We start from the raw sequence: 18,133 nt of genomic DNA, 5'->3' as shown, positions 1-18,133 counted from the left end.
TTTACTTTTTAAGTAAGAACCTTGATACAAACTTTTCTTCACCTTTAAACTTACACCAAGCAAACTTATTACAATACTCAATATAAACTAAAGTTCCTTCATCCAAGACATCTACAATTTTTGCAGTAGGAAAAGGCTTTTCACGTATATTTGTAGCATCTTCTTTTATCTTATATCTTTTTTCATTTAGAGCAACATCTTTTACTTTCTTTATTTCTGTATTTACTTCTAATTTTTTATCTAATAATAGTTTATTTATTTGAGTCTTTAATAAATTAATTTCATTCTTAAGAGTACTAATCTCTTCTTTCATACCTTCATCAGTACTATATTTAAGGTCAATGTTTTTAGAATCATTTGTTATAACTCTTTCATCTTTATATAATTTATCCATAATTATTTCAATTTTAGAGTTTAGTTTCTTTAATTCACTTTCATTTAAATTAGACTTGTTTTTTGTAATATCAACATCAGTTAATAAAGATTCAAAACCTACTTTAAATAAAAAAAGCTCTAATTCTGAAGTTTTAACAACATTTGATTGATTTGCAATTAAAATATTTATACTTATTAAAAAACACATTAGTAATTTCATTTATTCCTCTTTTATATTATTAAATTGATATGTATTAAAAACGATTCTTTCTTTATCTTTTTGTTTTATTATAAAAACATAGTTTTTATTAGTATTAATAATATTTTCTTTTACTTCAAAAAATTCTATATCTTCTAATAGAATATCAATAAAAGCATTATCAAAAAAGCTTAAAGGTGTTTCACCAAAATTAAACTTATCTTTGCTTTCAATTCTAAGAAGCTTATTATTTGAAGAAATCATATACGTAATATTATTAAAAAAAGAATCGTGATAGCTATTTGAGCTTCTAAATCTTAATATTGAATTCTCATCATTATCTATCTTTATCTCTATTTTACTTATTGATTCTAAAATATCTTCGATAAAAATGTCATTTAATTCATTTTGATATTTTAAAGTTTGAGAATGATTAATAAATTGTTTATTTGAATGTTTTGTCTGGTCTAAAGTTTTATATAAAAAAATCAATAAAATCATAAAAATTGTAATAGAAATAAGAACTTCTAATAAAGTAAAAGCCTTCTTCATTTTATAACTCAATCTTAAAAGTATAAATATTCTTTTTTATATCATCGCCAATTGAATATGAGTTTTCATTTGTTATAATTTTAAAATTTACACTATTAAAACTATAATCTTTGGAATTTATTTGTTCACTTTTTACTTTGATTTTTATATCTTTAAATTCTTTTCTAATATCATCATTTTTAAATCTATAACTTTTATCTAAAAAAATATTTTCATTTTTCTTATTTTCATTATCTATATTAACAACTAATTGAATATAATCACGTAGCTTGTTTTGTTCATTACTTTTGCTTACAAGAAAGATACTATCACTTTTTATTTGTAATAATGTGAGCATAACAACACTAAGCATTACAACAGCAATAATTACTTCCATTAAAGAAAAAGATTTTTTCATATTATTTTAAACCAATTCTAACAGCCTCTGAAACTGAAGTATCTCCATTTTCAAGCATTTGTTTTAATTGTACATCTAAAGAAATCATTCCACTTTCATGTGCTAATTTCATTAAAGTATTATCATCAACATCAGTTTTTAAATACTCTTTAATCTCATCATCAATTATAAATAATTCACCAATAGCTATACGTCCTATATATCCTGTAAAATTACACTCTTTACAACCTTTTGGTTTGAATAGTTTTGTATTAGGTGAAAGTTTAAAAAGTTGATGAGAGGCATTGGAATCATCTTCGCACTTACAAGAACTACAAAGTTTACGAACAAGCCTTTGTGCTAATACAGCAAGCAAGGAAGAAGAAATTAAAAACTTTTCAACTCCCATATCAATAAGTCTAGTAATTGCAGCAGGAGCTCTATTTGTATGAAGGGTAGAAAAAAGTAAGTGTCCTGTTAATGCAGATTGCACTGCAATCGAAGCTGTTTCTTTGTCTCTAATTTCACCAAGCATTATAATATCTGGGTCTTGTCTTAAAATAGATCTTAATCCAGAAGCAAAAGTAAGCCCTACTTTCGCATTAACTTGAATTTGTGAAAACTCATTTGATTTATATTCAACTGGGTCTTCTACCGTGATTATATTTTTTTCTTCACTTACTACTTGATGTAACAAAGAATGAAGTGTAGTAGACTTCCCACTTCCTGTAGGACCTGTTACTAATACCATTCCATATGAATTTCTTAATACTTTTTCTAATTCATCTGTAATATAAGAAGGAAAGCCTAACTCTTTAACGGACAAAATATCTTCACTTTGCATTAAGATTCTCATAACAACTCTTTCACCATAAAAAGTAGGAAGAATTGACACCCTAATATCTAAAGTTTTACCGGCAATTTTAATAGCAGTACGTCCATCTTGTGGAATTCTTTTTTCACTTATATCTAAGTTTGAGATTACTTTTATTCTTGATATTACTAATGACATAATATTTTTATCTAATTCAATATGTTTAACTAAAACACCATCTACTCGATATCTTACTTCAGCTTTAAATTCATGCATTTCAATATGAATATCTGAAGCTTTTTTCTTTATTGCTTGATAAAAAAGAGAGTTTACAAACTTGATAATTGGAGCGGATTCTTCAGAAGTTAAAATATCACTTCCAACTTTTAAAAACTCACTAACAGAAAAATCTTCATCTTCAACTGTTGCATCTTCTTGCTCTTGTTGAATATCACTCATTTCTTTATCTGTTTTTATTTCCAAAAATTTATTATAAAGTCTTTCATAAGATATCTCATCTAAAAATATTACTTCATATTTATATTCAAATTTAGAAAGATAATCAAAAGAAACACTCATATAATCTTTAGATATAGCAATAACAACTTTATCATCAATTTGTGAAAAAAGAACATAACTTTTTAGAGCTGTTGAATAGTTTTCAACTTCATAAGGTAATAAATTTATATTGTGTAATTCTTGAATATTCATCTAGTTTCCAAATATCTCAGCTACTCTTTTTTGGTGCTCAGTCCTATTATCAAAATCTTCTGAAATAGAGTTTACCGATGCTTCTTTTTTAGCTGTTATTAGTTCATATTCTTTTTGCAAAGATTGAAGTTTGTCTTTATAAATTTTTTCTTCACTTACTTCACTTATCTGTTTTTGTTTTAATCTAATCAAAGAATCTCTTAAATATTTATCTTCAAGAATTTTAAGTTGTGCTAATTGATTTCTTACATATGTTAAATCTTTTGATTTTGGAATAATATAAGGTGTTACTATAATTACTAAACTTCGTTTTCTTATATCAGTTTTATCATGAGTAAATAATCTACCTAATAAAGGTACATCACCTAAAACAGGGATTTTATTTATAGTTGATTCTTCTTTATCTTCAATTAATCCACCAAGAATAACAGATTCTCCATTATTAACAATTGCGGTTGTCTTCACTTCTTTTTTAGTTGTGTCTGCATTTCCACTTGTAGTATCTGTACTCTTAACATCTTCTAAAACTGTATGGATTTCTAGCGTAACTTTATTATCATTTGAAATTCTTGGCTTAACAGTTAATGTCAACCCAACATCTTCTCTTTTAAAATTTTCACTTTCCGTTCCACCATCTGAAACACTTGAAGATGTTTTTACTGAAATAGTTTCTCCAACATAGATTGAACTTTCTTTATTATTGATAGCTAAAATTGAAGGTTCTGAAACAATATCTAAAGCGCCATCTTGGTTAAGTAAACTAAGTGATGCACCTAAGGCTAATCCAGAAGTTAAATCAGGAATACTTAAACCAATATCCGCAATAGAAAAAGATACTCCACTTCCACCATTTAAAGAAGAAGAGAAAGTTCCAATACCTTTACTTCCTGTTGTTCCTCCAAAGATTCCATATTTTATTCCTACTTCATCAACTAAATCATCATTAACTTCAATTATTTTTGCTTGCACATAAACTTGTGCTTTTTCTTTATCTAATTCTACTAATATTGCTTTTATATACTCTAGTTCATCAGAAGGTCCCATTAAAACGATAGAATTTGATTCTTCATCAACAGAAGACAAAGGTTTTGAATTTGGGTCTAAATATTTTTTCTTTCCAATAATTCCATCAATGATTTTAATTACATTACTAGCTTCAACATTTTTTAAAGAATGTACCTCAACAATTCTTTTAACTAAAGAATCATTACTATCAATATTTTTTACATACTTTTTTAAATACTTAATATTTTGATTTCTTCCTACAATTACTAAAGAGTTATTATCCGCATTTGCAATAATAGAAACTTTTTCTGTCTCAATTTTTTCATTGAAAATAGACTTGGCAACAGCATCTAAATTTTTCTTTGCATCTGATGCTTTTATATTATTAAGTTCAATAATTTCAATACTTTTCTTAGCACCATAAGTCATAACACTTACAACTTTTTTAATAGTTTCAATATTGTCTTTAAAATCTGTAATAACTAAAGTATTTGATTCTTTGTTTGTTACAAGCTTTGCAGTTTTTGAAATAAGATGTCTAATTTTTGAAGCTATATAATCTGCATTTGCATTATGAACTGGAAATATTTCTGTTACCATTTGGTAATAAAGTTTTTCTTGATTTCCATTTATTAGCGGTACATTATTTTTTGCACTCTCACTTAATTTAACTATTCTCATAATATCATTACCTTGAATAAGTGTAAAACCTTTTGCCTCTAATGAGTATATTAAAATTTTTACTAGTTCTTTTTTTTCTAAAGGTTTAGTAGATATAAAATCAACATTTCCTTTTACTTCTTGCGTAACTAAAATATTCTTGTCAATGATTTTTGATGTGATTTTCACTAAATCCATTATCTTTAAATCTTTAAAATTTATATTTATTTTTTCATCTGCTTGCAATACAAAATTTAGTAAAAAAACTAAAAGTACAACTTTAATCAATCTCATAATTTAACTCCAATATTTCATTATTTCTTAAAATCTCTAAATTTAAATATTTAGTATCACCGATATTATTATAAACTTTAAATGCATCAGCATATGATGTTAAAATATTATTGTTTATTGATTTAATAATATCATTCTTTTTTAAGCCAAGTTTACCAAAAACAGATTTTTTAGCAACTCTCATAACTTTAAATCCATCTAAGTTACCATTTGTTCTAATCTCATTTATAGATATGTTATTCCAAACTTTATCAATATCTTTAACATATGAGTTTAAAAAATCTCTTTTAATTACTACACTATTCCCATTAACTACAATATTTTCTGTAATATTGTCATTATTATTTGTTACATTATATGCAACTTTTTTATTTGTTTGTGATATCTCTAAACGATATTCTTTTGCTTGTTTTTCTAAAACAACATAGTTTTTATAAAGTTTTGTAAGTATATAACCATCAAGCTCTTCAAATTGTGAAAGAATATAACTTTTACTATTTTTCTTATTTTCAATAGTAACCCAACCACTATTTGAAGTAGTTGAGTAAATTGCTTTTAAAGTATATGAAGAAAGTGTTTCTTGCTTTACAACTTTTTTAATTTCCTTCTTTTTTATAATTGGCTTTGCATTAGAATAAAAACCATCATACTTTTTATACTCTAAATTTTGAGTTGAATTATCTATAAAATCCACTCCATCTTTAGGCAAGTAAACAAAAAGTATCGTTGAAATTAAATATGCTAATAACAAAAGAAAAGAATAAGGAATTAACTTCTGAATTAATTTATTAAAATCTATATTCATAAATATACTTCCCCTCTTCTAGTTTCATTTGTTTTAATACTCTTTCATACTGCTTTTTCATTTTATTTGAAGCTTCAAGATTAAGTATCAAAGTTCTTTTTATCAAATCGATATTTCCTCTTAATACTCCAAAATCTCCTTGAGAATAAATATCAATATTTCTATAATCTAATACTGAATGTTTAAGAACAATATTTTTTATATATGGAGGAAAAAATGATGATAAACTCTGCAACAACTTAACATCATCTACTTCTATTTTTGAATACACTAGTACAGAAAAGAAATTTGCACTATTTATATTTGCACCTTCTATACCTTGATAATAAACTTTTGCATCACTAACTTTTAAATTTAAAAGTTTTTCATCTCTTTTTTCATCTGAGATTATAATATTTTGTTTTGATAGTTCTTGTTCTAATAAATTATAAATAGAATTTTTTGGTAAAAGAATCAAAGTAAATAATATAAAAATTAAAAAATATATGAATATCTTAAATATCTTTTTCATTAGTTAATTCCTATTTCTATATTAATAAAACTTTTTTCAATTTCCAGTTTTCTAATAATTAGTTTTTTGTTTAAAATCTTATTTAAAAATGCATTTAAAATATTTTGATCATTTGATTGGATTTTAACTTTTACACTATTTTTAGTTTTTGCTCTTAGCACTTTTTGATTTGAAAATTGACGACTTTTTAATATATCATTTAGTGTCTTATCTACAAAAGCTTCATTAATCCATGATTCTTTATACGACTTATAATCTTTTGCTTTTTTCTTTATTAAACTTAACTCATCTTTTTTTTCATTAAAAGTCATTTTCTTTTTATTTAAAGAATACAAAGATATAAAAAGAACAGTTAATGTTAATGCAATTATATATAAAGGATTTATTCTATTCATAGTTTTACCTGCATTTGAATATCTAGAGCTTTTACTTTACTTGAAATAATTTTATATCTTTTTGATATATATTTTTCTAGTCTTGTTTTATCAGTATTATTAAAAGTGATAAAGACTATATCTTTATTTAAATTTATTTTATTTATCTTAAATAATTTATTTGATAATAAATATTCTAAGAATTCTCTTTTTTTTATCTCTTTATTTACTATAGATTTGTATTTTTTCAATATTGAATTTGTTTGTAGCATACTAGAAGGAAGATTACTTTGTTTTTTTTCTATTTCAATTTGATTATCAATCTTAGAAATTTGTGTTTTATAATCGAATAATTTATAAATATTGATAATACAAATACATAATATAATAGCTAAAATCGAATAGATTTGTTTTGATGATAATACATTGTTATATAACTTGATATCTACTTTGTGTGGAGATAGTTCTACTTTATTTATGTTTTCATTTAAATCTATAGGATTTGAAAGTATATTACTTGGGACTTTTATTAAAATATTATCAGGAGAATAAATAAAACTTTTATTTTCAAAAGTAAACTCTTTAAACTTTTTACACTCATTTTGTGCAAAATAAATACTATCTACTAAGGATAAAGATATCCCTGATTTTTTAATTGCTTCATAAATAGTTTTATTGATATATGCAAAACATAAATATTTATTTTCTTCAAGTTTTACTACTTGAAATGAAAGTTCAGATACATTTGTCAAAATATCTTCAAATAATGTAGGTAAAACATGTCTAGCATGTGTGATATTTCTAACAGGAATATCAAATATTCTAACCCAATATAATTCAGGCGATAAGATAATATTTACTTTCTCACTATCATCTATTTTTGTATTTGTAGATAAAAAAACTTTTTTATTGTTACTTGAAACTAGACTCAAAATACTTTACAACCCCTTCTTCATTAAGAATATAATATGCTTTTGCAAAATCATTTAAATACTTGACTTTTACAAAAAGTTCATATAGTTTTTCATTCTCATTTTTCTTGATAAAACCTAGTTTATTTTTTATATTTAAAATTTCATTATTATAAGTTTTTTCTATAATTATATTAATTATATCATCAATTTGCTTATTATTTTTTACAAAACCTTCATTCTCATCTTTTGTATTTTTATACTCATCTTCTATTTCTTTATATACATATTTAAAGCCATCAAAATTACTAATTTCATAATCAGAAAAAAGCGTTGTAAGCTCTGCATAATCTTTGCTATCTTTATTTGATAATAAGTTTATATTAACTTTATCATATTCTGTAATTGTAAATGAAATTAAAATATCTTTTATACCAATAGGTATATATTCAGAGTTTAACTCAGCAATAATATTAGTAATATTATTCTTATTATTTTTAAATATCTTACTAATTTCAATTTGAATATTATTAAAAGATGTAAGTATTTGAGTCTTATTTATTTTATGGTTTTTTTCTTCCAAAAATAAGTTAGTATCTTCTAAGTTTTTTATAATCAAAATAGATAAAGCAGAAATAAAAAAAAGAGAGATTAATAAAACAATAGATTTTTTCATATTACTTTATACACTTTGTCTAACTTAAATTCATTGAGAATATTGGTAGCAACATTGAGATTACAATAAATCCAATAGTAACACCAACAAACAACATAAAAATAGGTTCAAGTAAAGCTAGAAAGATATCTGTTTTATCTTTATTCGCTTCATTATATAAAGTTGCTAAATTACTAAGTATTTCAGATAATTTACTAGTATCTTCACCAATTGCAATAGAGTGAATAAAAGCCTCATCAATTTTATATATTTTATTTGTACTTAATAAAACAGAAAGTTTTTTACCCTCAACTACACTTTTAGAGGCTTCTACAAATACTCTTTTTATAACAGAATTTTTTAAAATATTAGCACTTAGGTTTATTCCTTGTACTATTGGAACACCAGATTTAATTAAAATTGAGTTCATATATGAAAATCTTGCAAGTTCACCTTGTTCAATCATAGTTGAAAAAAATGGCAGTTTTAATACAAACTTATCAAAAGCATATTTAAAAGTTTTTGATCTTTTCATTAAAAATAAGAAAGTAAGTATTAGAGTAAAAACAACTGCTATAATATACATATAATTATTTGAAAAGAAATCCCCAAGTGCAATTACTATTTTTGTGCTATCAGGTAATTCTTGGTCAATTTGAGTAAAGATATCAGTGATTTTAGGAACAATAAAACTTAACATAAAGCCGACCATAAAAAATGATATGAAAAGGATAAATAAAGGATATGCTAAAGCAGAAGTTACTTGTTTCTTTATTCTATCTTGCTCTTTTAAAAATGTTGATAATTCTAATAATACAGATTCTAATAAACCACCATTTTCACTGATTTTAATAGATTGCTTATAAAATTCCGGAAGATTAACAACAGTTTGAGAATCAAGTGCAACATAGAAGTTCTTACCTTCATCTAAATAAGTTGATATTGATTCAAAAAAAGAATTTAAAACTTTATCATCTTTATACCTTTGTTTTAGTAGATTTATTGCAGAGATTAGAGAGATTCCAGAGTTTAAATAAATACTTAAATCTCTACTTAAATAAGATAAAGAAGATAGACTTAAAGTTCTTTTTCTTTTAAAAGAGATTTTTGAAAAGTTAAAGTCTTCTTCCTCTAAAGATGTATAAAGTATATTTTTTGCTTTTAATTTTGATTTTGCTTCATTTAAATTTAATGCTTCTATTTTTGATTTTAGTTTTTTTCCATTTGAATCAAAACCTTGATATTTAAAAAGCATCTTGAACCTCTATTTGATTAGTATTAAAAGTTTCAAAAACTTCTTGAAGCGAAGAATATGTTTTTGCTTCATCAAAAATTGAATTAAATAAGTAAACTTTATCATTTAAAGTATCAACAATTAGTTCATTTGTTTTATAATCACTATTTACTTTTAATTCAAAAATCACATCTTGACTTATATTATCTATATCAATTGACTCATAATCAATTATCTGCTCTTCTTTTTGATATTTATAAATATCAGGTTTATTTTCAAATAAGTTTTCAATTTTTATTTCTTCATTGATATTTTCGTCAATTTTAATATAACAAACTAAGTTTTCATTTATACAAACGAGTGATATTTCATTTTCAAATTCAAAATTTTCTATTAGATATTTCTTAATACTTGTCAAAGATACACTATTTTTTTCATCATTAATTTTAAAATTCGAATTTGAAAAAACCAAATAATAAGACAGCGATATTAAAATGATTACAATTATAAGTTCAAGTAGAGTAAAAGCTTTCTTTACTCTTTTTAAACTCATATTTATTTATTACACTTTGAGTAATAAATATCATCTTTAGTACTCTCTTTTTTGTCACTTCCCATTGAAACTAAATCAAAACTATCTTCATTTTGAATATAAATAAACTTATTTCCCCAAGCATCTTTTGGCAGTTTTCCATCTTCAAAATATTTCTTTTCAACTAACATATCTAAGCCCTCTTCAGTTTGAGGATAAGATGAAGTATCAAGTTTAAACATTTTTAATGTTTGAGCAATACTCTTCATTTGAATACATACAATTTTATCTTTTGCTTCTTCACTTTTTCCAGTAAGATTTGGTAATACAAATGCTGCAAGTAATCCTAAAATTATAATTACTACCATTAATTCCATTAAAGAGAATGCTTTTTTCAAGTTTGTACCTTTATTTTTTGTTATTATATTTAAATATCAATAAAGATATACTATTAGTAATGTAACCAAATTGTAATTATAATAATTTAAGTTTTTATGTTAATTGGAAGTTTTCTTAAAAGTTCTTCCCATTCTTCTGATGTCAATTCTATAGTTAAAGTAATATTTGTAGAAAAATCTTTTGACCTTATATTTATTTTTTCTTCTTTTAATAAATATTCTAGCTTTGAAAGCTCACTATATTCACAGAAGAGTTCTTTTTCTATAAGTTTTTTATATTCGTAAAATTCACTTATATTAATAACTTCATTTACACTTGAAGAATAAGCACGAACCAAGCCACCTGTTCCTAATTTTACTCCACCAAAATATCGTACAATTATAACTGCAGTATTAACAATCTCTGCTCCTGATAAAACAGCTAAAGAGGGTTTTCCAGAAGTCCCTCTTGGTTCTCCATCATCACTACAGTTTTCCACTATTTGATCAAATTCATTTAAGTATCTATAAGCATAAACAAAGTGTCTTGCTTTTGGGTGTTTATCTTTTAAATTTTGCATAACTTCATCAAATTTATTATAAGGCATAAGAAATGCAATAAATTTAGATTTTTTTTCTTCATAAGTATTTTCAAATTCATTTTGAATGTATTTCAATATATTTCCCAATAAGTAGTCTAATAAAATTATATATAAAGTAGTCTTGATAAAAATTTAACTATAATGCAAAAATGAGATTAGACCAATATATAACAATAAATCATGATATCCAAAGTAGAAACAAAGCAGCTGAGTTAATAAAAGCAGGCAAGATTGAAGTTGACGGGAAAATAGTAAAAAAAAGCTCTTTTGATGTTGATGAAACATCACAAATTAAAATACTTGAAGACGACTTTTTTGTAAGCCGTGCAGCATATAAACTAAAATACTTTCTAGAAGAATTAAAAGAGTTAGAAAACTTTTCAATTACAAATAAAAATACATTAGATATTGGAAGTAGTACTGGTGGCTTTACACAAATTTTACTACTAAATGAAGCGAATAAAGTAACATGTGTTGATGTAGGTTCAAATCAACTACATGAGAAAATCAAAAATGAAAGTAGAATTTCTTTTTTTGAAAATACAGATATAAGAGATTTTGAAAGTGAAGAAATATTTGAAGTTGTAACTTGTGATGTTTCATTTATTTCAATTTTATATATTATTGAAGATATAAATAGATTAACGTCAAAAAATATTATTATTCTTTTTAAACCCCAATTCGAAGTGGGAACAAATGTAAAAAGAGATAAAAAAGGTGTTGTAAAAGATAAAAAAGCAATAGAAAAAGCTAGAGAAAAATTTATAGATTATACAGAACAATTAAACTGGAAATTAAAATACTCTTCATTGAGTAAACTACAAGGAAAAGATGGAAATGAAGAAGAACTTTTCTACTTTAATAAATAAAAATACAATAACATCTTTAGCAATTGGAGGTTTTGATGGAATGCATGCAGCTCATCAAGAATTATTTAAAAGATTAGATGAAAATGGTGCTATTTTATCAATCGAATCAGGATACGCAACACTAACTCCAAAAAAATATAGACAAGAATATTCAAAATATCCAATATACTATTATGTTTTAGATGAAATCAAACATCTTGAAGGTAATAAATTTATTGAACTTTTAAAACAAGAATACCCAAAATTAAAAAAAATAGTAGTAGGTTTTGATTTTTGCTTTGGAAAAAATAGAGGCTATTGTATTGAACAATTAAAAGATATTTTTGATGGAGAAGTTATAGTAGTTGATGAGTTTCAAATAGATAATATATCCGTTCATTCAAGAACTATTAGAGAATATATAACAAATGGAGATTTAAAAACAGCAAACAAACTTTTAAATAAAGAGTATAAAATCTATGGAACTCAAATTAAAGGTCAAGGCTTAGGATCTAAGAGTTTTGTTCCAACAATAAATTTAAAAGTTGAAGATTTTTTATTACCTCAAGTTGGAGTTTATATCACAAAAACAATACTAAATGAAATTGAATATAACTCAATTACATTCTTAGGACATAGAGTTACTACAGATGGTTCATATGCTATAGAAACACATATTTTAGATGAAGATATTATCAACGATGATTATGAAATAGAAATTAAGTTTTGCAAAAAGTTGAGAGATAATAAAAAATTTGAAAGTTTTGAAAAATTAAAGATGCAGATTTTAAATGATATTGAAGAAACAAAAGAATATTTTATAAACAAAAAATAAATCTATAAATACTTATTAATAAGCATTTAGATAAAATAATACTATGGTAGATAAAGTATTTGAAAAATCAATAATAAAACAGTTCGAATTCGATGAAGAAGTAGCTTCAGTATTTGATGATATGTTAAATAGGTCTGTTCCTTTTTATAAAGAAATGCAAAGATTATCAATAAATTTTGCGTGTAATTTTTTAAATGAAAATGATAAGGTTTATGATTTAGGTTGCTCAACAGCTTCAACTTTAATAGAGTTAAGTAAACACTGTGATCATAACTTAGAATTAATAGGTATTGATAATTCTACTGCTATGTTAAATAGAGCTTCAAAAAAAGCTAAAGCATTTGGTGTAGATATTGAATTAATAAATTCAGATTTACATGATGTAAACTATGCAAATGCAAAACTAATTCTCTCAAACTATACATTACAATTTATTAGACCTCTTCAAAGAGAGAAATTAGTTAAAAAGGTTTTTGATTCATTAGAAAATGAAGGAATATTTATTTTTAGTGAAAAAGTAATATCTTCAAACTCAAAATTAAACAAACAAAGTATAGATGAATATTATGAATTTAAAAAAACACAAGGTTACTCTGAATTTGAGATTTCTCAAAAAAGAGAAGCTTTAGAAAATGTTTTAATACCATATACAGAAGAAGAAAACAAAAAAATGATATTAGACGCAGGATTCTCACATTGTGAGACAATTTTTAAATGGGTAAACTTTGCCACATTTATTGCAATTAAATAAAAGCCCAAAGGATTTAGTTATATGTTAGAAATAGGAAATAAAGCACCAGATTTTTGTGCACCAAATCAAGATGATGTAGAGATTTGTTCAAGAGATTTAGATGGAAAATGGATTGTATTATATTTTTATCCAAAAGATTTAACTCCGGGTTGTACAACTCAAGCTTGTGATTTTACAACATCACATTTAGAATTTGATGATTTAGATGCTGTTATTTTAGGAGTTTCTCCAGATGATACTGCTAAACACAGAAAATTTATTGAAAAGCATGATTTATCAATTACATTACTTGCAGATGAAGATAAAAAGATTTGTGAAGATTATGGAGTATGGCAACTTAAAAAATTTATGGGTAAAGAATATATGGGAGTAGTAAGAAGTACTTTTATTATTTCACCTGAAGGAAAAATTGCAGCTATTTGGGAAAAAGTAAGTGTAAGAAAAAAGAAAACTGTTAAAGGTGAAAAAATAGAAATCTTACATGTAAATGAAGTTAAAGAAAAACTTCAAGAATTACAATCAAATTAATAGGATAAATAAAATGAATAAACTTTTACTAATTACTATCACAATACTACTATCACTTACAGTTTCAAATGCTAAAACAACTGTTTGTTATAAAAAAGATTGGACTTCCCCTTCTACAATTGAGAATACTGCCTTAGATGGAGGAGAATGTGAAAGTAAATATTCACTTACTCAAATGAAAGAGATGGGCTGGAGTGTATTAGATATAAAAATAGATTCAGAACAAAACAATTTAAGTTATCAATATTTATTAACAAATGATAAGATTGCAGAGACAAAACAAACTCAAGAAGTAGAAGTTCAAGAAAAAACAAACTCTCAAAAGCAGTTAACATTTAAAGCAATTGGTGTAAAAATTGAAAATATTCAAGATAATAAATCAACAATAAATGTTGGTAATCTAATTATTGGTCAAAGTGGTGTTGTTATACATATCTATGATAATGATAAAAGATTAATCGTAGCAAATGCAGAAGTAATTGAATCAAATGAATCAACTTCTGTTATCAAGTTTTCAAAATTTAATGACTTAGTTCAAGATGCAATTCCTACATCAAATAGAACAGTAGAAAAAAATGATATTTTAGTTTTAAATTATTTATATACTGCATCACTTTTAATTGCACCTGATTTAGATACTTTTCAAGCTATAAGATCAAATTTTAAATACAATAACTTTTTACATTCAGATATTTTTGCTACAAAACTTAAACAAGATAATATGCCTTTTTTAACAAAAAAATATATTCAACAATATGCCATTTCGCAAAACTTAGGAACAATTTTTATAGTTGCAAATCAAAACTTATATGTTTTAGATACTAAAACTTTAAAAGTACTAACAAGTTATAAAGTGTCTTATGACGCTAAAAAAGCTGAAATGCCATTTTATACAAGAGTTGCAGATATAGAAACTTCAAATTTAGATATAGAAATATTTTCAAATAACCAAAATGTACCATATGATGTATATTATAAAAGAATGTTAGGATTAAAAAAATGATAGAACAAAGACATTTAGACTTCGTAACAAGTATTGTAGGAGTTGAAAACGTAAAAAGTGATAAAGCTCACTTAATTGCATATTGTTATGATGCAACAAAATCAAGGTTTGAGCCTGATGCTGTAGTTTTTCCAAGAAATGAACAAGAAATATCAGAAATTTTAAAATATTGTAATGAACATGAAATTGTAATTGTTCCAAGAGGTGCAGGTTCTGGATTTACAGGAGGAGCGCTTCCAGCAAACGGTGGAATTACACTTTCGCTTGAAAGACATATGGATAAGCTTCTTGAAATAGATATGGAAAATATGGTTGGAGTAGTTCAACCAGGGTTGATTAATATGGACTTTCAAAAAGCTGTTGAAGCTGTTGGATTATTTTATCCGCCAGATCCTGCAAGTGAAAACTATTCTACATTAGGTGGAAATGTTTCCGAAAATGCAGGTGGTATGAGAGCTGCTAAATATGGTATTACAAAAGATTATGTAATGGCATTAAGAGCAGTTTTACCAAATGGTGAAATTATTAAAGCTGGTAAAAAAACTATTAAGGATGTTGCAGGATATAACACTGCTGGAATCTTAATAGCAAGTGAAGGAACATTAGCTGTAATTACTGAAATTACATTAAAACTAATTCCAAAACCAAGACATAAAAAAACATATATGGGAATATTCCCAAGTGTTGAAAATGCGATGAATGCAGTATTTAAATCACTAGCAAAAGGTGCAAATCCTGTTGCTATGGAATTTTTAGATGCACTTGTGATTAAAGCCTTAAGAGATAAGTTAAATGTAGACTTGCCTGAAAGTGCTGGTGCTATTTTAATTGGTGATGTAGATGGAAACTTAGAAGACGAAGTAACTTTTCAATTAAATACACTTAAAGAATCATTTGAAGAAAATGGTTCAAGTGACTTTATTATTGCACAAAATGAAGATGAAGGAAATAAACTTTGGTTTGCAAGAAGAAATGCATCCCCAGCAGTTACGATATATGGAACAAAGAAATTAAATGAAGATATCTCAGTTCCAAGATCTAAACTTCCTGAGGCTTTAGCTGCTATTTATGCTATAGGTGAAAAATATGGTTTCCAAGTTCCATGTTTTGGTCATGCAGGTGATGGTAATATTCACGTAAATGTAATGGTAAAAGATAAAGACAATGAAAAAGAAATGGAAGATGGACACAAAGCAATTGAAGAGATATTCCAACTAGTTGTTGATATGGGAGGAACATTAAGTGGCGAACATGGTATTGGAACATCAAAAGCTCCATTTATGTCAATTGCTTTTAATGATGCTGAAATGGAACTATTTAGAAGTATAAAAAAAGCCTTCGATCCAAAAAATATTTTAAACCCAAACAAAATGGGATTATAATGAAATTATGAATGAAAATAATAGTCAAAAAAGCTTAACAAAAAAAACTCTAAATATATTAGATTCTTTTTTTAATGATGACACTACATATTATGCTGCATCATTAAGCTTTTTTACTATATTTTCAATTCTACCTATTATTGCCCTACTAATAGCAGTAGTTTCAAACTTTCAAGAATTTGATAGTTATCTAGATATATTTACATCTTATATCTTTGATATGATTAACCCTACACATTCTGAAGATATAGTTAATTCTTTAAAAAATTATATATCGAATTCAAATCAACTAGGAACTCTAGGAATTGTTTATATGCTTTTTGTATTTATTATGTTTGTAAAAGATTATGAATATATAGTTAATAAAATACATAAAGCAAAAAGAAAATCAATTCATATTTCTTTTGTATTTTATTCTATATTTTTAGTTCTTATTCCTATAATCTTTATAGCTTTAAATATTATGATTTCAATCTATGATAACAATATATTAAATGTCTTTATTTCATATTTATTTTCTTGGCTGATTTTTTATTTACTATTTAAATTAAGTGTAAATAGAGCAATAGATAATAAAGCAGCTTTAATATCATCTCTAATAACACTCATAAGCCTTTCTCTTACAAAAAACCTATTTATCTACTATGTAATCTATAATAAAACATATACAACTATCTATGGCTCATTAGCTACATTATTATTTACTTTCTTTTGGATATATATATCATGGATAATATATTTATATGGTATAAAAATGTGTCACAAGTTAAACTTAAAGGCCATAATTACTAAAGATATGTGAATAATTAATTAATAATCATGTACAATAAATGATGAAAAAATTATTATTACCCCTAATCCTAATAAACAGTATAAATGTTTTAGCTCAAGAAGAGCCTTCATTCTTGGAAACTTTAATCTCAGATACAAATGATCATAGAAAAGATATTCATAATTATATTGTAGGTCTATCTAGCAGTGTAGATAATTATATGTATGATGAAGAAGATATTAAAATCAATAAAAAAGATTATTCAGCAGCATATGGATTAATTGAGTTATCTGTTTTTCAAAATCAACATGAAAATATACACTTTGATCAAAAAGTAAAAATTAAACTAAAGCTACCAAAATTAAAAGATGAATTTAGACTAGTTTTTGAAAGTGATGATTTAGATGAAAATAAAGATTATATTGAAAGAAAAAACTCTAATAAAAATGAGGATTTTAATTTAGGACTTAGTTATCAAACTTTTAAGAAACATATAGAGCTTAAAGCAAAAGTTGGAATAAAATTAAGATCAAAAATAGATCCATTCTTAAAATTAAGTGCAAGAAAAACATGGGAAGACATATATGGTTTAGATGTACTTATAGGTCAAGATGTAAGACAATCTGTCGTAAAGAAACTAGAAACAACTACTTATTATGAAGTATTTAAAAAATTCAATGATTATTATTCAATACATCAGTATACGGAATATTATTGGCATTCAAGTGAAGGAAGAGATAGTCAAGTATTACCATCTATACATTTAAAACAAATATTAGATCAAAAGAATCATTTAACATATAGTTTAAGTTCAAATATCGATAACACTGAAACTAACTTTAGAATAAAAAGACATAGTGCACAGATTAAATATAGACATTTTATAAAGAAATGGTTATATATAGATACTATTCCAGAAAACTATTATAGTTATGATGATAATTTTAAACCAAGATATGCAATGAGATTTAATCTAGGAATATATTTTAATAAAAGTTCATATAAGTAAAGAAGGCTAAAAAAAAAG

At 24.7% G+C, this 18,133-nt stretch carries 22 protein-coding genes; 8 read left to right on the top strand and 14 right to left on the bottom strand.

The genetic code is table 11. The features are described 5' to 3' along the window. Position 1 precedes the first annotated feature (1 nt). From KO488_RS13970 to KO488_RS13905, 14 genes are all read right to left on the bottom strand, one after another. Positions 2 to 595 carry a hypothetical protein gene (locus KO488_RS13970; protein ID WP_216059429.1) on the bottom strand — a complete coding sequence of 198 codons (594 nt, stop codon included), beginning with the start codon at positions 593 to 595 and terminating at the stop codon, positions 2 to 4. After that, positions 596 to 1,126 (bottom strand): PulJ/GspJ family protein, encoded by a 531-nt coding sequence (locus KO488_RS13965; protein WP_216059428.1) that lies wholly within the window; start codon positions 1,124 to 1,126, stop codon positions 596 to 598. Position 1,127: 1 nt separating this feature from the next. Next, positions 1,128 to 1,523: a type IV pilus modification PilV family protein gene (locus KO488_RS13960; RefSeq protein ID WP_216059427.1), complete on the bottom strand. Its 396-nt coding sequence runs from the start codon at positions 1,521 to 1,523 to the stop codon at positions 1,128 to 1,130. Between the two features lies 1 nt (position 1,524). Further along, positions 1,525 to 3,027: a GspE/PulE family protein gene (locus tag KO488_RS13955; protein ID WP_216059426.1), complete on the bottom strand. Its 1,503-nt coding sequence runs from the start codon at positions 3,025 to 3,027 to the stop codon at positions 1,525 to 1,527. Beyond that, positions 3,028 to 4,986 (bottom strand): type II secretion system secretin GspD, encoded by a 1,959-nt coding sequence (gene gspD, locus KO488_RS13950; protein WP_216059425.1) that lies wholly within the window; start codon positions 4,984 to 4,986, stop codon positions 3,028 to 3,030. Next, entirely contained in the window at positions 4,973 to 5,791 is an 819-nt protein-coding gene (locus tag KO488_RS13945; RefSeq protein ID WP_216059424.1) for a hypothetical protein, read from the bottom strand. Before KO488_RS13945 ends, gspD begins: the two co-directional genes overlap by 14 nt. After that, positions 5,775 to 6,302: a hypothetical protein gene (locus KO488_RS13940; protein ID WP_216059423.1), complete on the bottom strand. Its 528-nt coding sequence runs from the start codon at positions 6,300 to 6,302 to the stop codon at positions 5,775 to 5,777. Before KO488_RS13940 ends, KO488_RS13945 begins: the two co-directional genes overlap by 17 nt. Further along, positions 6,302 to 6,697, bottom strand: coding sequence for a hypothetical protein (locus KO488_RS13935; protein WP_216059422.1), 396 nt, complete (start codon positions 6,695 to 6,697; stop codon positions 6,302 to 6,304). The genes KO488_RS13940 and KO488_RS13935 overlap by 1 nt, the downstream gene beginning before the upstream one ends. Beyond that, a complete protein-coding gene (locus tag KO488_RS13930) occupies positions 6,694 to 7,608 on the bottom strand; it encodes a hypothetical protein (protein ID WP_216059421.1) in 915 nt (304 codons plus the stop codon). Before KO488_RS13930 ends, KO488_RS13935 begins: the two co-directional genes overlap by 4 nt. Next, positions 7,589 to 8,263, bottom strand: coding sequence for a hypothetical protein (locus tag KO488_RS13925; protein WP_216059420.1), 675 nt, complete (start codon positions 8,261 to 8,263; stop codon positions 7,589 to 7,591). The genes KO488_RS13930 and KO488_RS13925 overlap by 20 nt, the downstream gene beginning before the upstream one ends. Positions 8,264 to 8,282: 19 nt before the next feature. After that, positions 8,283 to 9,497, bottom strand: a complete 1,215-nt coding sequence (locus KO488_RS13920; protein WP_216059419.1) for a type II secretion system F family protein — start codon at positions 9,495 to 9,497, stop codon at positions 8,283 to 8,285. Continuing rightward, positions 9,487 to 10,029 (bottom strand): prepilin-type N-terminal cleavage/methylation domain-containing protein, encoded by a 543-nt coding sequence (locus KO488_RS13915; RefSeq protein WP_216059418.1) that lies wholly within the window; start codon positions 10,027 to 10,029, stop codon positions 9,487 to 9,489. The genes KO488_RS13920 and KO488_RS13915 overlap by 11 nt, the downstream gene beginning before the upstream one ends. A 2-nt stretch (positions 10,030 to 10,031) precedes the next feature. After that, positions 10,032 to 10,406 (bottom strand): type II secretion system major pseudopilin GspG, encoded by a 375-nt coding sequence (gspG, locus tag KO488_RS13910; protein ID WP_216059417.1) that lies wholly within the window; start codon positions 10,404 to 10,406, stop codon positions 10,032 to 10,034. A gap of 86 nt (positions 10,407 to 10,492) precedes the next feature. After that, positions 10,493 to 11,062: a YigZ family protein gene (locus KO488_RS13905; protein WP_216059416.1), complete on the bottom strand. Its 570-nt coding sequence runs from the start codon at positions 11,060 to 11,062 to the stop codon at positions 10,493 to 10,495. 74 nt (positions 11,063 to 11,136) lie between these two features. Between KO488_RS13905 and KO488_RS13900 the strand changes: the two genes are divergently transcribed. From KO488_RS13900 to KO488_RS13865, 8 genes are read left to right on the top strand one after another with little or no spacing between them, the layout of a single operon-like run. Beyond that, positions 11,137 to 11,856: a TlyA family RNA methyltransferase gene (locus tag KO488_RS13900; protein ID WP_216059415.1), complete on the top strand. Its 720-nt coding sequence runs from the start codon at positions 11,137 to 11,139 to the stop codon at positions 11,854 to 11,856. After that, positions 11,825 to 12,670 (top strand): bifunctional riboflavin kinase/FAD synthetase, encoded by an 846-nt coding sequence (locus KO488_RS13895; protein ID WP_216059414.1) that lies wholly within the window; start codon positions 11,825 to 11,827, stop codon positions 12,668 to 12,670. The genes KO488_RS13900 and KO488_RS13895 overlap by 32 nt, the downstream gene beginning before the upstream one ends. A 43-nt stretch (positions 12,671 to 12,713) precedes the next feature. Beyond that, on the top strand, positions 12,714 to 13,421 hold the full coding sequence (cmoA, locus tag KO488_RS13890; protein ID WP_216059413.1) for a carboxy-S-adenosyl-L-methionine synthase CmoA: 708 nt from the start codon (positions 12,714 to 12,716) through the stop codon (positions 13,419 to 13,421). A gap of 21 nt (positions 13,422 to 13,442) precedes the next feature. Next, a complete protein-coding gene (bcp, locus tag KO488_RS13885; RefSeq protein ID WP_216059412.1) occupies positions 13,443 to 13,949 on the top strand; it encodes a thioredoxin-dependent thiol peroxidase in 507 nt (168 codons plus the stop codon). A gap of 13 nt (positions 13,950 to 13,962) precedes the next feature. Further along, positions 13,963 to 14,952, top strand: a complete 990-nt coding sequence (locus KO488_RS13880; protein WP_228319210.1) for a plasminogen-binding N-terminal domain-containing protein — start codon at positions 13,963 to 13,965, stop codon at positions 14,950 to 14,952. Continuing rightward, positions 14,949 to 16,334, top strand: coding sequence for an FAD-binding oxidoreductase (locus KO488_RS13875; protein WP_216059411.1), 1,386 nt, complete (start codon positions 14,949 to 14,951; stop codon positions 16,332 to 16,334). The genes KO488_RS13880 and KO488_RS13875 overlap by 4 nt, the downstream gene beginning before the upstream one ends. Before the next feature lie 7 nt (positions 16,335 to 16,341). After that, positions 16,342 to 17,136 (top strand): YihY family inner membrane protein, encoded by a 795-nt coding sequence (locus KO488_RS13870; protein WP_216059410.1) that lies wholly within the window; start codon positions 16,342 to 16,344, stop codon positions 17,134 to 17,136. A gap of 28 nt (positions 17,137 to 17,164) precedes the next feature. Then, positions 17,165 to 18,115, top strand: coding sequence for a hypothetical protein (locus KO488_RS13865; RefSeq protein WP_216059409.1), 951 nt, complete (start codon positions 17,165 to 17,167; stop codon positions 18,113 to 18,115). Positions 18,116 to 18,133: the final 18 nt, after the last annotated feature.

The organism is Poseidonibacter lekithochrous, assembly GCF_018861145.1.
Taxonomy (GTDB): domain Bacteria; phylum Campylobacterota; class Campylobacteria; order Campylobacterales; family Arcobacteraceae; genus Poseidonibacter; species Poseidonibacter lekithochrous_A.
The sequence above is the reverse complement of the archived record's forward strand: the minus strand, read 5'-3'. Positions and strand labels throughout refer to the sequence as shown.

Excerpts from the sequence above, each read along its gene's own strand:
- KO488_RS13970 (WP_216059429.1), bottom strand. The coding sequence starts at position 595 with ATGAAATTACTAATGTGTTTTTTAATAAGTATAAATATTTTAATTGCA.
- KO488_RS13965 (WP_216059428.1), bottom strand. The coding sequence starts at position 1,126 with ATGAAGAAGGCTTTTACTTTATTAGAAGTTCTTATTTCTATTACAATT.
- KO488_RS13960 (WP_216059427.1), bottom strand. The coding sequence starts at position 1,523 with ATGAAAAAATCTTTTTCTTTAATGGAAGTAATTATTGCTGTTGTAATG.
- KO488_RS13955 (WP_216059426.1), bottom strand. The coding sequence starts at position 3,027 with ATGAATATTCAAGAATTACACAATATAAATTTATTACCTTATGAAGTT.
- gspD (WP_216059425.1), bottom strand. The coding sequence starts at position 4,986 with ATGAGATTGATTAAAGTTGTACTTTTAGTTTTTTTACTAAATTTTGTA.
- KO488_RS13945 (WP_216059424.1), bottom strand. The coding sequence starts at position 5,791 with ATGAATATAGATTTTAATAAATTAATTCAGAAGTTAATTCCTTATTCT.
- KO488_RS13940 (WP_216059423.1), bottom strand. The coding sequence starts at position 6,302 with ATGAAAAAGATATTTAAGATATTCATATATTTTTTAATTTTTATATTA.
- KO488_RS13935 (WP_216059422.1), bottom strand. The coding sequence starts at position 6,697 with ATGAATAGAATAAATCCTTTATATATAATTGCATTAACATTAACTGTT.
- KO488_RS13925 (WP_216059420.1), bottom strand. The coding sequence starts at position 8,263 with ATGAAAAAATCTATTGTTTTATTAATCTCTCTTTTTTTTATTTCTGCT.
- KO488_RS13920 (WP_216059419.1), bottom strand. The coding sequence starts at position 9,497 with ATGCTTTTTAAATATCAAGGTTTTGATTCAAATGGAAAAAAACTAAAA.
- KO488_RS13915 (WP_216059418.1), bottom strand. The coding sequence starts at position 10,029 with ATGAGTTTAAAAAGAGTAAAGAAAGCTTTTACTCTACTTGAACTTATA.
- KO488_RS13900 (WP_216059415.1), top strand. The coding sequence starts at position 11,137 with ATGAGATTAGACCAATATATAACAATAAATCATGATATCCAAAGTAGA.
- KO488_RS13895 (WP_216059414.1), top strand. The coding sequence starts at position 11,825 with ATGAAGAAGAACTTTTCTACTTTAATAAATAAAAATACAATAACATCT.
- cmoA (WP_216059413.1), top strand. The coding sequence starts at position 12,714 with ATGGTAGATAAAGTATTTGAAAAATCAATAATAAAACAGTTCGAATTC.
- bcp (WP_216059412.1), top strand. The coding sequence starts at position 13,443 with ATGTTAGAAATAGGAAATAAAGCACCAGATTTTTGTGCACCAAATCAA.
- KO488_RS13880 (WP_228319210.1), top strand. The coding sequence starts at position 13,963 with ATGAATAAACTTTTACTAATTACTATCACAATACTACTATCACTTACA.
- KO488_RS13875 (WP_216059411.1), top strand. The coding sequence starts at position 14,949 with ATGATAGAACAAAGACATTTAGACTTCGTAACAAGTATTGTAGGAGTT.
- KO488_RS13870 (WP_216059410.1), top strand. The coding sequence starts at position 16,342 with ATGAATGAAAATAATAGTCAAAAAAGCTTAACAAAAAAAACTCTAAAT.
- KO488_RS13865 (WP_216059409.1), top strand. The coding sequence starts at position 17,165 with ATGATGAAAAAATTATTATTACCCCTAATCCTAATAAACAGTATAAAT.